Source organism: Geobacillus zalihae NBRC 101842 (assembly GCF_001544135.1).
Classification (GTDB): Bacteria; Bacillota; Bacilli; order Bacillales; family Anoxybacillaceae; genus Geobacillus; species Geobacillus zalihae.
Genome location: NZ_BCPV01000012.1, coordinates 39,620 through 53,772 on the forward strand (window position 1 = coordinate 39,620; position 14,153 = coordinate 53,772).

At 55.7% G+C, this 14,153-nt stretch carries 12 protein-coding genes, 1 tRNA gene and 1 riboswitch; of the genes, 2 read left to right on the forward strand and 11 right to left on the reverse strand.

Going from position 1 to position 14,153, the window contains the following annotated elements; translation table 11 throughout:
• Window positions 1-25: 25 nt before the first annotated feature.
• From cobJ to GZ1_RS05915, 8 genes are all read right to left on the reverse strand, one after another.
• Window positions 26-1,807 (reverse strand): precorrin-3B C(17)-methyltransferase, encoded by a 1,782-nt coding sequence (gene cobJ, locus GZ1_RS05880; RefSeq protein ID WP_083509277.1) that lies wholly within the window; start codon window positions 1,805-1,807, stop codon window positions 26-28.
• A 64-nt stretch (window positions 1,808-1,871) separates the two neighbouring features.
• Window positions 1,872-2,681 carry an energy-coupling factor ABC transporter ATP-binding protein gene (locus GZ1_RS05885; RefSeq protein WP_174520671.1) on the reverse strand — a complete coding sequence of 270 codons (810 nt, stop codon included), beginning with the start codon at window positions 2,679-2,681 and terminating at the stop codon, window positions 1,872-1,874.
• Window positions 2,666-3,391, reverse strand: coding sequence for an energy-coupling factor transporter transmembrane component T family protein (locus tag GZ1_RS05890; protein ID WP_060788095.1), 726 nt, complete (start codon window positions 3,389-3,391; stop codon window positions 2,666-2,668). The genes GZ1_RS05885 and GZ1_RS05890 overlap by 16 nt, the downstream gene beginning before the upstream one ends.
• On the reverse strand, window positions 3,375-3,668 hold the full coding sequence (locus GZ1_RS05895) for an energy-coupling factor ABC transporter substrate-binding protein (RefSeq protein WP_011231298.1): 294 nt from the start codon (window positions 3,666-3,668) through the stop codon (window positions 3,375-3,377). The genes GZ1_RS05890 and GZ1_RS05895 overlap by 17 nt, the downstream gene beginning before the upstream one ends.
• 4 nt (window positions 3,669-3,672) lie before the next feature.
• Complete coding sequence (locus GZ1_RS05900) at window positions 3,673-4,416, reverse strand: energy-coupling factor ABC transporter permease (RefSeq protein WP_020754781.1); 744 nt, start codon at window positions 4,414-4,416, stop codon at window positions 3,673-3,675.
• Complete coding sequence (locus GZ1_RS05905; protein WP_060788096.1) at window positions 4,417-4,815, reverse strand: (2Fe-2S) ferredoxin domain-containing protein; 399 nt, start codon at window positions 4,813-4,815, stop codon at window positions 4,417-4,419.
• A 185-nt stretch (window positions 4,816-5,000) separates the two neighbouring features.
• A riboswitch (cobalamin riboswitch) is annotated at window positions 5,001-5,194 on the reverse strand.
• Between the two features lie 58 nt (window positions 5,195-5,252).
• Window positions 5,253-5,738, reverse strand: a complete 486-nt coding sequence (gene rraA / locus GZ1_RS05910; RefSeq protein WP_060788108.1) for a ribonuclease E activity regulator RraA — start codon at window positions 5,736-5,738, stop codon at window positions 5,253-5,255.
• A gap of 237 nt (window positions 5,739-5,975) precedes the next feature.
• A tRNA-Gln gene (locus GZ1_RS05915) sits at window positions 5,976-6,047 on the reverse strand.
• A gap of 175 nt (window positions 6,048-6,222) precedes the next feature.
• On the opposite strand from GZ1_RS05915, the gene GZ1_RS05920 reads away from it, so the two are divergent.
• Window positions 6,223-7,104 (forward strand): glycerophosphodiester phosphodiesterase family protein, encoded by an 882-nt coding sequence (locus tag GZ1_RS05920; RefSeq protein ID WP_174520672.1) that lies wholly within the window; start codon window positions 6,223-6,225, stop codon window positions 7,102-7,104.
• A gap of 189 nt (window positions 7,105-7,293) precedes the next feature.
• On the opposite strand, the gene GZ1_RS05925 is transcribed toward GZ1_RS05920, so the two are convergent.
• Together GZ1_RS05925 and GZ1_RS05930 are read right to left on the reverse strand one after the other, a co-directional pair.
• Entirely contained in the window at window positions 7,294-9,450 is a 2,157-nt protein-coding gene (locus GZ1_RS05925; protein WP_049625997.1) for a DNA topoisomerase III, read from the reverse strand.
• Between the two features lie 12 nt (window positions 9,451-9,462).
• Window positions 9,463-10,353, reverse strand: a complete 891-nt coding sequence (locus tag GZ1_RS05930; protein WP_020756606.1) for an aldo/keto reductase — start codon at window positions 10,351-10,353, stop codon at window positions 9,463-9,465.
• Window positions 10,354-10,442: 89 nt separating this feature from the next.
• Between GZ1_RS05930 and pepF the strand changes: the two genes are divergently transcribed.
• A complete protein-coding gene (pepF, locus tag GZ1_RS05935; protein WP_060788098.1) occupies window positions 10,443-12,299 on the forward strand; it encodes an oligoendopeptidase F in 1,857 nt (618 codons plus the stop codon).
• 381 nt (window positions 12,300-12,680) lie between these two features.
• On the opposite strand, the gene GZ1_RS05940 is transcribed toward pepF, so the two are convergent.
• The gene (locus GZ1_RS05940; protein WP_015374911.1) at window positions 12,681-14,150 is read right to left on the reverse strand and encodes a nicotinate phosphoribosyltransferase; all 1,470 of its coding nucleotides are present in this window, start codon (window positions 14,148-14,150) and stop codon (window positions 12,681-12,683) included.
• Window positions 14,151-14,153: the final 3 nt, after the last annotated feature.

The window sequence follows — 14,153 nt, forward strand, 5'->3', positions numbered from 1 at the left end:
CTCTTTTATATCACTCCATCCGAGGTTACTCACCGCATGCCGGCGTTTCGATCTTCGCCGCCGTCTTGGCCTCCTCGTACGAAAAGCGGCCGATTTGTTTCACGCGGGCAAAAAACTTATGAAATCGTTCGTTCGGATGAGCATGTTCTTTGTACTGTTCAATGATGTCCGCCACAATGGCCACCATCTCTTCCGGCGGGATGCCTTCCGCAACGAGCTGGCCAGGATGGGCGTTGCGGCCGACCGTTTTCCCGCCTAAAAACAAGTCAAATTTCCCTTTCCGGTACACAAGCCCGATGTCTTCGCGCACCGCGCCGTAGCATGCCATCCCGCAGCCGTTGATGCCAAGCTTCAACTCTTTCGGCAGCGCCATGCCCCCAAATCGCCGCGCCAATTCCTCGGCATATGGAATCGCGTCTTTTTTCTCTCCATCGCAAAAGTCGCATGCCTTCACCGTCAGCACATCACCAACCGGCATCACCATCAGTCCGACAGCAGCGAGCCGATCGACAAGCCCTTTTGGATCCTCTGTCACCCGCTCGATTTTGATATAATGATCCGGCGTGTACGTCATTTTCCCGTCCGGTCCGACCGCTTCGGCAAGCGCGATGAGCTGCTCCGGAGTAAACTGCTTGTTGGCCACCCCTGGGCTCACTGCCGCTTCGAACAGCACGGCGGACGCCTTCTTTGTCGTTCTTCTTTCCAATGCTGCAAGCGCGTCCTCCGCTGTTTCTCTCACCCGATGCAACAGAGCGGATGACGGCCGGTTTTCCGTTTGGACGAATGGCTCCTCCGGCAGCGGAAAAGCGGAAGCTGCCGGCGCCAATCCAGCTTCCTTCTCGGCCGCGTCCACAGCTGGCGGCAAAACCGCTACGGCGGCAAAACCGCGGTCTTTCTCGTCCCCGAAAGCGGAGGCAGCCGCGACAAACGGCCGAAACGCTTCTCCGTTTTCTTCGTCCGGCTCTCTCAGCGGCTTCGTCTGGTCGAGCGCCCATGGCTCTGCCTCTTTGCGCAGCCGTTCATGCGGTTTGAGCGGCTGGACGGCGGCTGCTAGTTGATACTTGCGCTGGTAGCCGCGCGGCGTGATCATGAGCCCATCGTAAACAAAAGTCGTCGAGTTGCCGATAATGACCGTCGTCAACATGCCGATCTCATGGTCCAGCATATGCGCCAAGTCGGTGAGAACGATATGCTGACGCTCGCGATACGCGCTTTTTACCAGACCGACCGGGGTCTCCGGAGACCGGTGGCGAAGCAGGATGCGCTGCGCCTCCACAATCTGCCGAGTGCGCCGCCCGCTTTTCGGATTGTACAACGCAATGACAAAATCGGCCGCCGCCGCGGCGTCAATCCGCTTTTCAATCAGCTCCCACGGCGTCAAATGATCGCTCAAACTGATCGTACAGGCATCGTGCATAATCGGGGCGCCAAGCAGCGCCGCGCACGAATGAATCGCGGAAATGCCGGGGATGACTTCGACTTCAATCGGACTCGCTTTCGTCCACCCTTTTTCGATCAACACTTCATACACGAGCCCCGCCATGCCGTACAACCCGGCGTCGCCGCTGGAGATGACGGCAACCGTTTTGCCGCGCTCGGCCCACTTCACCGCCGCTTGGGCGCGGCTCACTTCTTCGGTCATGCCCGTGCTAATGATCTCTTTTCCAGCAATGAGATCGCGCACAAGTTCGATGTACGTTTTGTAGCCGATGATGACGTCGCTTTCTTCAATCGCTTCCCGAGCCCGTTTCGTCATATGGTCGACGCTTCCCGGGCCGAAGCCGACAATGAGCAATTTGCCGCTCATCATGATCCCTCCTTTTGCCGACTAGCACCCATTTTTCACACTCCATTCGCCGCTCATGTCCCTTTCACGGCGCAACACATCGGGGGACGATCTTTTCCTCTGGCCGCCATGCTTGCCAAAGCCGCACGAACAGCGGAACATCCAAGCGAATGTCCAACAGCCGCTGGCGGTCGGCGAATACGTCTTCGGGCGCCCCTTGCATCACGATCCGTCCTTCGTGCATGACCGCGACGACATCCGCCCACTGCCAGACGAAATCCATGTCATGGGTGGCGATCAACACAGTCGTCCCCGCCTGGTGAATGGCGTCAATTTGTTTGAGAAACTGCTTTGTCTGATGCTGATCCAAATAGGCGGTCGGTTCGTCCAATACGAGCAAGTCCGGTTTGGCCGCCATCGCACAGCAGAGCGTCAGCCATTTTTTCTGTCCGAGACTGAATTGATGGGTCGGGCGGTCCAGCCAAGATTGAAGATGGTATTCCGCCGTAATCGCGGCAAGCGCCTCCCCCATTTTTTCTCGATCGATTCCGGCATGGACTAAGCTGATCGCCAATTCATCACGCACGAGCGGGGCGAGGATTTGATGCTCCGGGTTTTGAAAGACGATGCCGACTTCACGCCGCCATTGCGCCCAATCGGCGCCGCGTTCATACATGTTGCGCCCTTTCCAATACACCGCTCCTTCCTGCGCCCGCAGCAGCCCGTTCAAATGAAGAAACAACGTCGTTTTGCCGCAGCCGTTTGGCCCGATCAAGGCGCATTTTTTTCGCTCTGGAATTTCCCAATCAATCCCATTCAGCACATACCGTTCTGCTTGATAAGCGTATTTCACTCGTTCCATCCGCAGCAGCAACGTTTTCACCCTTTCCACCATGCCCACCCAAGCAGCAAAGCCATGATGATGCCGGCCGCAACATCGACAAGAGGCACATGCGCTTTTTCCCGCTGATGCGTATGCCCGGCCGACGCGACGCCTCCACGCGCCGCAAGCGAACGGCTGAACGCTTCATACGACTGCCACGTTTTCACCCACAGTTGGTACATCAGCATCCCGCCATGCCGCCAATGCGTTCCTCCGCTGCGGGCCCGCAATGCCAGCATCAGCTCTGCGGCCGCCTGCTCGAGCAAAAAGATAAAGCGATACATAAGAAAACAAAGTTCCACGAGCGCCGCCGGCAGCCGCATTCGCCTCAGCACCGCAATCAAGTCCGGCGCTGGCGTCGTAATGAGAAGGAAAAACAAGCACGACCAAGCGGCAAGGGAGCGAACGGCGAGCTTTGCAGCCGGCTTCAGCTGGTTACTGATCAAGGTTATTTGAAAAGGAACCGACACGGACACAACGAGCGTCAGCAGGCTGAGCCCTAAAAAAACGGAGGCAGCGAGCATCGCTTTTCCATACACCGCAAACGGCACTCGTGCGCGAGCGACAATCCAATACGCCATTCCGATGAGCACAAGCACTTGCTCACGCCAACCGCCCATCATGACGACAGCCAGCATCCCAAACGCCACGATAAGCTTCCATTCCGCCCGCCATGCCCGCAGCCGGTTGTCATACGCCCAACGGTCAAACTCGCGAATCATGGCTGTTTTTCCGCTCCGAACGCCCTTTGTACAACCCGACGACGTAGCCGATCACGCCGGCGCCAAGCGCGGCTTGCAGCGAGAACAGAAGCGTTTCGACTTCGCCGCCTGGAGGGGTGAAGATCGACTCAAACCACGGCCGGTAATGCGGGTTGAGCGTTTGAATGGCTTTTTCCGCCTGATCGTCCGTTCCACCGAATTCCGATCCGCGCGCCCACCAAAGAGGAATGATGACAAGCAAAGCAGCCAGCAACACGAGCAAGCCATTTTTCTTCATCGCATTACGCCCCCTTTTCCTTTTGGAACAGCGGAGAAGCTTGATAGGAGGAAAGCCAGTTCCAGACGATTACCGTTATGATGCCTTCCGTCACCGCCAACGGCACTTGAGTAATGGCAAAAATGCCGGCGAATTTCAAAAACGAGGCGGTGACTCCCCCATCAGGAGACGGAAACGCCAGGGCAAGCTGCAGGGACGTCATGACATATGTAGCCAAATCAGACAAACAAGCGGCAAGAAACAAAGCCGCTCGATTGGATACCGCCCCTTTTCGGCACAGTTGATACACTCCGTACGCGACGAACGGGCCGACGATCGCCATCGACATCGCATTGGCCCCAAGCGTCGTCACTCCTCCGTGGGCAAGAAGCAGCGCTTGAAAGAGAAGAACGACTGTGCCGATCACCACCATCACCCATGGTCCAAACAAAACCGAGCCGAAGCCGATCCCGGTCGGATGCGAGCTGCTGCCGGTGACGGATGGAATTTTCAGCGCCGACAATACAAACGTAAACGCACCAGCTAACGCCATCAGAAGCTTATGTTCGGGGTGCTGCTTCAGCGTATGCACAAGCCGCCGCAATCCGAACACAAAGAACGGCAAAAACAACAGCCACCAAAACAGCGCCCATTTGACAGGCAAAAATCCTTCCATAATGTGCATGGCATACGCTTCATTTTCATTCGTCAACAAAAAATAAGAAACGAACAAAGCCGCCATTCCGCTCCATCGAACCGCTCTCTTCATTTATCCCTTCACTCCTTTCGCAGCATGTTCCGTTTTCCGTTTTCCGCTTGGCGCCTCCCGTTCGCCGGCTGGCGTCAACACCAATTCGCCTTCGTATTCATACGTCGCCCATTTCAAAAGAGGCAACCCCTCATCCAAATGAGCGCGCACAACCTCCTTCGCCCGCTCCGGCGTCATCTGTCGATACCAGATGCCTTGCGGATAGACGATCATCACGCACGCGTCTTGGCATCGTCCGTTGCAGCGCGTCCTTGTTGTATGGACAGCATCGTCAAGCCCGAGGCGGGCGATTTCCTCGCGCACCGCGGTTGTCACGTCATCTCCGCCATGGCGGAGGCACGTCCCTCCGTTGCAAATGAGCACATGATGCTTCATTCCCCGCAAATCCCATGTCGCCACCGAATCCCCCCTTTTTGGCTAGAATGATAGAATTTAGACGCAGACAGACGGGCAGGTTTTCGGCAAAAGAAAAAGCACCTCTACAGCAGAGGTGCAGAAAAATGTATACGAAAGCCGTAAACGGCCCAAACAGGGCCCCTAAAGCCGTCATTCTCCCGCACGTCTGCCTATAGTCCCGTAGGCATCCGTCCGATCCAAACAAGGCAGGTCTCCTGACTTAGGATCATCGCTTGACGGCGTCTTCCCGAAGCATCCTTCAGTGACTTGCTGCCGCAAAGCTCCCCATCACAGTGGCGGGCACCGTGCCGGATTTTCACCGGGCTTCCCTTTTCACCCAAACCCTAGAGCAGGCTTAGGCACCTTGTTTGTTTCTCGCCTATTGATCTTGTCATGGAACAAGCATCCGTTCTCATCGTAGTACAACTTGATGGCAGGCGTCAACCGTTTTTTGCCGACAAATCTTCGCGGGCGACGACAACACCGTCGGCATCGGCGTACACGTATGCGCCCGGCTCCCAGCGGACGCCGCCGAACTCGAGCACAACGTCGCGGGCGCCTTTTCCTTCTTTTTTGCTTTTCACTGGGCACGTGCCGATCGCCATGACCCCAAGCGGCATGCGGCCGATTTCCGCCGAATCGCGAATGCAGCCGTGGATGATGACGCCGGCAAGCCCCCGGTCGCAGGCGATTTGCGCCAACCGGTCGCCTAATAGCGCCACGCGGCGCGAGCCTTTTCCATCGACCACGAGCACCGTCCCCGGCGGCACCGTCTCGAGCGCTTCACGGACAAGGACGTTGTCCTCAAACACGTCGACCGTCGCGATCGGCCCGGAAAACATCCGTTTTCCGCCGTACGATTGAAACGAAAGTTCGCACACTTGCAACTCATCTAAACATTGATCGCATAAATCAGCTGTTTTCATGATCCTCTCCCCTTTCGTTTTTTTCATTCGCCACCATTCGTCAAAATCCTGCCGACACCACATTTTTTTGCGGCGCTGCTTCTGCTCGGGCATTGGATGCGTGTCCTTGCGGGGCCGCTGAAAACGATAAAAAGATGTTCTCGTCCCCGCTTTCCGGCGAACGAAAAAACGGCCCCGCACAACATGGCGGAAGCCGTTTTGGCCGCCGGGACGAACGAGCCCCGTCCGGCGATTCAGCTGGGCTAGCTGGATTCGAACCAGCGCATCACGGAGTCAAAGTCCGTTGCCTTACCGCTTGGCTATAGCCCAACGTTTTGTTGTCGTTTACAGTATGCGGCATGATAACGCACTTTATGCATCAACCTGAATATCCTTTTGCTTGATGTGCGACACTATCGGTACAAGCACCCTTTCCCCACTATATCACCCCGTATTCCCCTAACACTTGTTTTCCTGATATGATACTGGAAGGGGAGAGATGTCTATGCGCCGGATCACGGTTTTTCGCTTCTATCTTTGCGCATTGTTTTTGTTATCGCTGCCGATCGTCTTAGCGGCCGCGGCTGCCTGGCAGCCACCCAGCCAGCCGAAAACCGCCGTCATCGCCCACCGCGGCGCGTCCGGACACGCGCCGGAGCATACGCTCTCATCCTACCGCCTCGCCGCCCGCATGAATGCCGATTATATCGAAGTCGATGTGCGCGCAACGAAAGACGGGAAGCTCGTTGTCCTGCATGATGCGACGCTCGCCCGGACGACAAATGTCGAAACGGTTTACCCGCACCGGTCGCCATGGCGGGTCAGCGATTTTTCATTGCGTGAGCTCAAAAAATTGGATGCCGGATCGTGGTTCGATCCACGCTTTGCCGGCGAATGCGTTCCGACGCTTGATGAGGTGGTTCGGATGCTGAAAGCGGAACGTGTAAACGTTCCGTTGTACGTCGAAACGAAACAGCCCGGCATCGAACGGGCGGTCGCCCGCCTATTGCAAAAACACGGCGTTCTCCAGCGCGGAAGCGTCATGTTTCAATCGTTCCATCCAGAAAGTTTGCAGGCGCTCCGCCCGCTCATCCCGCGCGGCGTCCCGTTCATTCAATTGGTCGGCGAAAAGGAAGCGCGAAGTGGCCGCGACGAGCTGTTGCAACAAATCGCCGTCTATGCCGATGGCATCGGCTTGCCGCTCTCAGCCGTCACCGAAGAGTGGGTGCGCGCCGCCCATGGCCGCGGGCTCATGGTTCACGTCTATACCGTCAATGAACCACACGATCTCGCTCGCCTATGCGCCATGGGCGTGGACGGTGTGTTCACCGATTATCCAGACCGCCCTGGCCGCATTGCCGCCTGCCGTCGTTTGCCCCGTCATTGACCCGCCTTCAGGGAGCCAGGGGGAACTCATTCTTTACATAATGTTATGACGTGACGGTTAATAAAAACGAACATCGTTCCCATTTGATCCGATTCGGTTCATCATTTGAGAAAAAGGAGGTCAGATCGGCGGTCCGCCATCGGTCCGCTTTTTCGCCAAACCTCCCGTCCCCCACTCGTGTTGCTTTCGTCATCGCTTCGGAAACTGAAACGATAATTTCTTCTCGTTTTCATCCCAAACGAGTATGGCGTCAAACGTTTTTTCGCCTTTTTTGAATCCTTTGATGACATTCGTTTTCCCTTGCGCCAGCAGTTTTTTCACATTGGCCGCCGAAATCGATTTGCCGAGAATGCGTTTGGAAATCGTAAACGGGCATTTTGTTTTCGCGTACTGGTCGCAACCGTACAACGTTCCTTTGTCGACGACGGTCCCGCCGCAAAGCGGGCACGGTCCAAGCTTCTCGCCCATCGTTTTTTTCTTCCTTGTCCGTTGGATCGAGGCGGTGTCAACCCCTCTGAAATTCCAATTCGGCGCAGCGGCGATGGCGTCAGCGACCACTTTTTGCGCCAACTTTTTCACCTGTTCCATAAAGGCAGCGGGAGAGGCGCTCCCTTCGCCGATTTCGCTTAAGCGCTGCTCCCATTTCGCCGTCATTTCCGGCGAGGCGAGAATCGTGCCGCCGAGCGCCTCAATCAATACTTTCGCCTTATCGGTCGCATATACGAGGTTGTTTTTCACTTCAATATACTTCCGCTCTTTCAGCATGGTAATGATCGCCGCCCTTGTTGCTTCCGTGCCGAGCCCTTCCGTTTTGGCGAGCACTTTTTCCAGTTCCTCGTCGTCCAAAAATTTTCCCGCCGTTTTCATCAAAGTGATGAGTTCGCCTTCTGTATACCGTTTCGGCGGCTCGGTCTTCCCTTCTTTCACCTTGACAGCGGCCGCTTCCCCCGCCTCCCCTCGCTCAAGGAGAGGCAGCGCAGCATCTTTCTCCTCCTCATGCGGGCGGATGACGGCGCGCCATCCTTCCTCGACGACTTGTCTTCCTTTCGAAACAAAGCGGGCCCGGCCGTCAACGAGCGTCGTGACGGTCGTGTAATCGATGACCGCCGCCTGATGGTGGGCGGCAATTAGGCGGCGGACGACCAAATCGTACACCTTCCGTTCGTCGGCTGACAGCTTCTCGGGATCCACCACTTGCTCGGTCGGGATAATGGCGTAATGGTCCGTCACCTTTTTCTCGTTTACATAACGTTTATTCTGTAAAATCGACGGCTGCGGCAGCGGAAAATACGAAGCGTACGCCGGAAACGAGGACAGCTTTTGCAAAATAGCGGGAAACGTTTCCGCTTCCCCTTTCGTCACATGCATCGAATCGGAACGAGGATACGAAACGATCCCTTTTTGGTAGAGCGATTGCAGCACATCAAGCGTCTTTTTCGGCGAGAAGCGATACAACTTGTTCGCTGTCGCTTGCAGCGTCGATAAGTTGAACAACAGCGGCGGCTGATACGTTTTCCGCTCCGTGTGGACGTCGGCGACTTCCGCCCGTTTTCCTTGGCAAAAGGCAGCGATCTTTTTCGCCATCTCCTCGTCCCCAAGACGCGTTTGGCCGTTTTTATCCGTCCATTTTCCTTCATAACGCTTGTCGCCAATGACAAACGAGGCGACAACTTCCCAAAACGGTTCAGGGCGGAACTGCTCAATTTCCCGTTCACGCCGGACGATCAGCGCCAATGTCGGCGTCTGCACGCGCCCGACGGAAAACACATCGTTCATCCCGCGCTCCTTCAGCAAGAGGCTGTACACGCGCGAGGCGTTCATGCCGACGAGCCAATCCGCGCAGGCGCGGGCGTACGCTTCCTCATAGAGCGGGCGCGTCGTCCGTTCATCAAGCAGGCGGCGGAACCCTTCCTCGATCGCCTTCGGGGTCAAGGACGACAGCCAAAGCCGCTTCATCGGCTTGTTCACGCCGCTTAGGCGGATGAGGTTGCGCACAATGAGCTCCCCTTCGCGCCCCGCGTCGCCGGCATGGATGATTTCCGTCACTTCCGGCTTTCGCAGCAATTCTTTCACAACCTTGAACTGTTTCGCCTTCGCTTTTTCGATCTCATACTCAAACCGTTCCGGGATGATCGGCAACGTGCCGAGCGTCCACCGCTTCCACTCCGGCCGATACCGCTCCGGCGGGGCGAGCTGGAACAAATGCCCGATCGCCCATGTCATATACGCCCCGTCGGGAAACAAGTCATTCGGCAAAATTTCGATATAGCCTTGCCGTTTTTTCGTCCGAAAAATCGAGGCGAGCGTCGCCCCTTGGTCCGGCTTTTCCGCGATAATGACCTTCATCGTCCTCTCCCCTTACGGCACATCATGCCCCATGGAGCTTTGTAAGATAGCGAACCATTGCTCGCGGGAAAGCGGAAGCGACAACGCCCGCACCGCCCGCTCGATGCGTTCTCGTTTTCCCGAGCCGACAATCGGCATCATCCGCGCTGGATGAACGAGAAGCCACGCGTACAACACTTCGTCGATCGTCTCAGCGCCCACCTCACCCCGCACTTGTTCAAGCGTCCCGCGCAACCGCACCGCCCGGTCATCGTCAGCGGAAAAAATCGCCCCGCCGGTGAGCGGCGACCATACCATTGGCGGAATGCGCTTCTCAAGGCAAAGGTCAACGGTGCCGTCTTCAAGATTTTCCAACCGATACGCCGATACTTCGATTTGGTTGGTCACGAGCGGAAACGGCAAATACGACTGAAGCATTTCCCACTGCGAACGTTTAAAGTTGGAAACGCCAAAATAGCGCACTTTTCCATCCTGCTTGAGTTGGAGAAACGCCTCGGCCACCTCTTCCGGGTTCATAAACGGATCCGGGCGGTGGATAAGCAATACATCAATATAATCGGTATGGAAGTGTCGAAGGGATTGCTCAACCGAAGCGATGATATGATTTTTGCTTGTATCGTATAATTTCATCCCGTACTTCGATGGCAGCTTGATGCCGCATTTCGTCACGATCTCGATCTGACCGCGCAAGCTTGGCTTTAACGCCAGTGCTTCGCCAAAGCGCGATTCACACGTATAGTCGCCGTAAATATCAGCATGGTCAAACGTCGTAATGCCGCGCTCAAGACAAAATTCAATGAGCCCGAGCAGCTGCTCGCGCGAATAGCCCCAGTCCGCAAGCCGCCAACAGCCGTGAATGAGGCGGGAAAACGTCAAATCGTCCGCCAACCGAATTCGTTCCATTGATTGTCTCCCTTTCTTTATTTTTGGCTAAAATCGTTCCGCTTGCGCATACTACCAACAAGAGGAAAAAACGGAAAGGACGTGATGATATGAAGCGCTGGCTTCTTGGGCTCGCCGCTGTGCTTCTTTTCGCCTCCCCATGGCCGGCATCAGCCGCCAAAACCGCATACGAATGGAACCTAGCCGACATTTATCCATCCGAAGCCGAGTGGATGCACGACTACAAGGCGGTGCAAAACGCCTTGCCGAAACTGGCGGCGTTTGAAGGAAAACTCGATGATGCAAAGACGATCGCCAAACTGTTCGCCCTCAACGAACAAACGGCCCGCAAGCTCGAAAAACTGTCGCTTTACACCCATTTAAAACGCGATCTGAACATTGAAGACGAGGCAGCGGCCCGGCTTGGGGCAAAAGTGGAAGCGCTCGCCGCCCAATATGCGGCGAAAACAGCGTTCATCGAGCCGGAACTGCTCGCCCTACCCGAGCGGACGCTCAAGAAGCTCCAAACGAGCAAAGAGCTGAAAGCGTACCGCTATTACTTCCATGAGTTGCGCGAGCAAAAGCCGCATACGCTTACGAAACGCGAAGAACGGCTGCTCGCGAAACTATCGCCGGCGCTCGGCGAGGCGGAGAACATTTATGACCACGCCGCCCGCGGCGATTACGAGCCGCCGTCTGTCACGATGCCGAATGGAAAAACGGTGACATTGACCGACGACCAATACGCCGCCATGCTCGAGCACCCGGACCGCCGCTATCGAAAGGCGGCGTTTGAAGCGAAAGCGAAAAGCTATGAGGCGCTCGAGCAGACCGCCGCGGCGACGTTGTACGCCTCGGTCAAAGCGGACGAATTGTATGCGAACGTGCGCCGCTATCCATCCGGCCTGGCCGCCGCGCTGGCCGCCGACGATGTCCCGAAGGAAGTGTTCGACAACTTAATCGCCGCCACCCGCCGCCACTTGCCGGCGCTGCACCGCTATATCGAATTGCGGCGGCGCGCGCTCGGGCTTGACCGCGTTCACAGCTATGATTTGTACGTGCCGCTTGTCGGCGAAACGGCGAAATCGATCCCAGTTGAAACAGCGAAAACGTTCATTGTCGAAGGGCTCAAGCCGCTCGGCGCCGACTATATCAAACAGGTGCACCGAGCGTTTCAAGAGCGATGGCTTGATGTCTTCCCGCGCCCGAAAAAATATACCGGCGGCTACAACACGGGAGCGTATGACACCCATCCGTTCATCTTGCTCAATTACAACGGTTCGCTTGATGGCGTATTGACGATGGCTCACGAGCTTGGGCACGCCATGCATTCCGTCTACACGAACCGCGCGCAGCCGTACCATTATGCCGGCCATTCGATTTTCACCGCCGAAGTCGCCTCGACCGCAAACGAATGGCTCATGCTCGATTATTTATACAAACAGGCAAAAACAAAAGAAGAAAAACTCCGCCTGCTCGTCGAACAAATCGAGCAAATCCGCGGCACGTTGTACACGCAAGTGATGTATTCCGAATTTGAGCGGATCATTCATGACAAAGTGCGCCAAGGCGGCAGCCTGACAGCGGACGAACTGAACCAGCTTTGGCTTGGCCTGCTGAAAACGTATTACGGCCCGGCGTACGCCGCCGATCCCGGCGCCGCGCGCGGCTGGCTGCGCATTCCGCATTTTTATGACGCCTTTTATGTATACAAATATGCCACTTCGCTCGCCGCATCGTACACCATTGTGAGCGGCATCCAAACCGATGCAAGCGGCAAGGCGGTGAAGCGGTACAAACAATTTTTGCGCTCCGGCGCATCCGATGACCCGATCCGTCTGCTCAAACGTGCCGGAGTGGATATGACAAGCCCCGAACCGATCGAGCGGGTCTTAGATCATTTCGCCGAACTCGTCGACGAGCTCGATCGGCAGCTGTCAAGCCAAAACCGTCAGCGGTCTATATAGATGCAATTTAAAGCTTTAACATTTTTCGTCTTTGCCGGTCATTGCATCCGACTGTCGAGTGACCGAACAACGCCGCTTCCAGACCCATGAATGGGTCTGTGAAGCGAGTCGTTGTTCGGTCTTCCGTCACGCTAAGGCGTGACGGAGGCAAGCCACACGCTTGCCTTCGACAGTCAAAAATGGGCAAACCACTTTTCTGTCAAGGATATGTTAAACTTCTTTGTTGCATCTATATACATGAAAGAGGTGTCCCGCGCCGTTCGGGACACCTTTGTTATTGCGGCGGAAAAAAGAATATCGCTTTGCGCTGCAACGCGCCGAGCTTCAATCGGACGCCAGCGCGCAAAGCGGAACCGTTCGCTTGCCCCGCAGCCAAGACGGTTATTCACTTAAAGATGCGCCGGCAATTTTTTCTTTCACCTTACGGATGTTTTCCATCTTATTGTCCCAACACGCTTGACTCAAATCGACGGGATATTGCTCGGGATTGAGCGTCCGTTTGTACTCCTCCCAAAACAAGCGCAAGCTTTCTTTTGCGTACGCTTGAATGTCCGGAAGCGGCGGCGACGTATACACCAGCCGGCCGTTGTCGAAGATCGTCACATGCAAATCACGCGCTTCGAAATTGGTGACGAATTTGCTGATGAACGTGTACACCGGATGGAACATTTTCAGCCGCTCTTCTTGCTGCGGGTTTTCGCTCTCTAAGGCGATGTAGTCGCCTTCCGCTTTATGGTTGATTTTGTTGACGATGCGGTACACCCGCTTCAGCCCCGGCGTCGTCACTTTTTCCGGATTGCCGCTGATTTTGATCGTATCGACCATCTCACCGCGTTCGTTTTCGATCGCCACCATTTTGTACACGGCGCCGAGCGCCGGCTGATCGTACGCCGTAATGAGTTTGGTGCCGATCCCCCACACATCGATTTTCGCCCCTTGCGACTTCAAGTTTAAAATCGTATCTTCGTCCAAATCGTTTGAGGCGAAAATTTTCGCGTTCGGAAATCCGGCTTCATCGAGCATTTTCCGCGCTTCTTTCGACAAATAGGCCAAATCGCCGCTGTCGATGCGGATGCCGATAAAGTTGATTTGGTCGCCCAGCTCCTTCGCGACGCGAATGGCGTTTGGCACCCCCGACTTCAACGTATCGTACGTATCGACAAGAAAGACACAGTCTTTATGGCGGCGTGCATACTTCAAAAAGGCCGTGTATTCATCCTGATACGCTTGAATCATTGAATGGGCGTGCGTTCCGGCGACCGGAATGCCAAACAGCTTCCCGGCACGCACGTTTGATGTCGCCTCAATCCCGCCGATATACGCTGCGCGCGCGCCCCAAAGCGCCGCATCCATCTCCTGCGCCCGCCGGCTGCCGAACTCCAAGGCCGGCTCATCCCCGAGAATATGCTTAATGCGCGACGCTTTCGTGGCGATGAGCGTCTGGAAATTGATAATGTTTAAAATAGCCGTTTCGATGAGCTGCGCCTCGGCGAGCGGCGCCTCGATGCGCATAATCGGTTCATTGGCAAACACCACTTCCCCTTCGCGCATCGAACGGACCGTGCCGGTGAAGCGAAGCGTCCGCAAATAGTCTAAAAAGTCATCACGGTAGCCAAGTTCTTGGCGCAAATAGTCGATGTCGCTGTCAGAAAATCGGAACTGCTGCAAAAACTGAATGACGCGCTCCAACCCAGCGAACACCGCATAGCCGTTGCCAAACGGCAGCTTGCGGAAAAACACTTCAAACACAGCGCGGCGCTCATGCATACGATCTTCCCAATACGTCTCGACCATATTGATTTGATATAAGTCCGTATGAAGCATCAAGCTGTCATCAGCATATGTCTTCATGAA

Excerpts from the sequence above, each read along its gene's own strand:
- cobJ (WP_083509277.1), bottom strand. The coding sequence starts at position 1,807 with ATGAGCGGCAAATTGCTCATTGTCGGCTTCGGCCCGGGAAGCGTCGAC.
- GZ1_RS05885 (WP_174520671.1), bottom strand. The coding sequence starts at position 2,681 with ATGGTGGAAAGGGTGAAAACGTTGCTGCTGCGGATGGAACGAGTGAAA.
- GZ1_RS05890 (WP_060788095.1), bottom strand. The coding sequence starts at position 3,391 with ATGATTCGCGAGTTTGACCGTTGGGCGTATGACAACCGGCTGCGGGCA.
- GZ1_RS05895 (WP_011231298.1), bottom strand. The coding sequence starts at position 3,668 with ATGAAGAAAAATGGCTTGCTCGTGTTGCTGGCTGCTTTGCTTGTCATC.
- GZ1_RS05900 (WP_020754781.1), bottom strand. The coding sequence starts at position 4,416 with ATGAAGAGAGCGGTTCGATGGAGCGGAATGGCGGCTTTGTTCGTTTCT.
- rraA (WP_060788108.1), bottom strand. The coding sequence starts at position 5,738 with ATGAAAACAGCTGATTTATGCGATCAATGTTTAGATGAGTTGCAAGTG.
- GZ1_RS05920 (WP_174520672.1), top strand. The coding sequence starts at position 6,223 with ATGCGCCGGATCACGGTTTTTCGCTTCTATCTTTGCGCATTGTTTTTG.
- GZ1_RS05925 (WP_049625997.1), bottom strand. The coding sequence starts at position 9,450 with ATGAAGGTCATTATCGCGGAAAAGCCGGACCAAGGGGCGACGCTCGCC.
- GZ1_RS05930 (WP_020756606.1), bottom strand. The coding sequence starts at position 10,353 with ATGGAACGAATTCGGTTGGCGGACGATTTGACGTTTTCCCGCCTCATT.
- pepF (WP_060788098.1), top strand. The coding sequence starts at position 10,443 with ATGAAGCGCTGGCTTCTTGGGCTCGCCGCTGTGCTTCTTTTCGCCTCC.
- GZ1_RS05940 (WP_015374911.1), bottom strand. The coding sequence starts at position 14,150 with ATGAAGACATATGCTGATGACAGCTTGATGCTTCATACGGACTTATAT.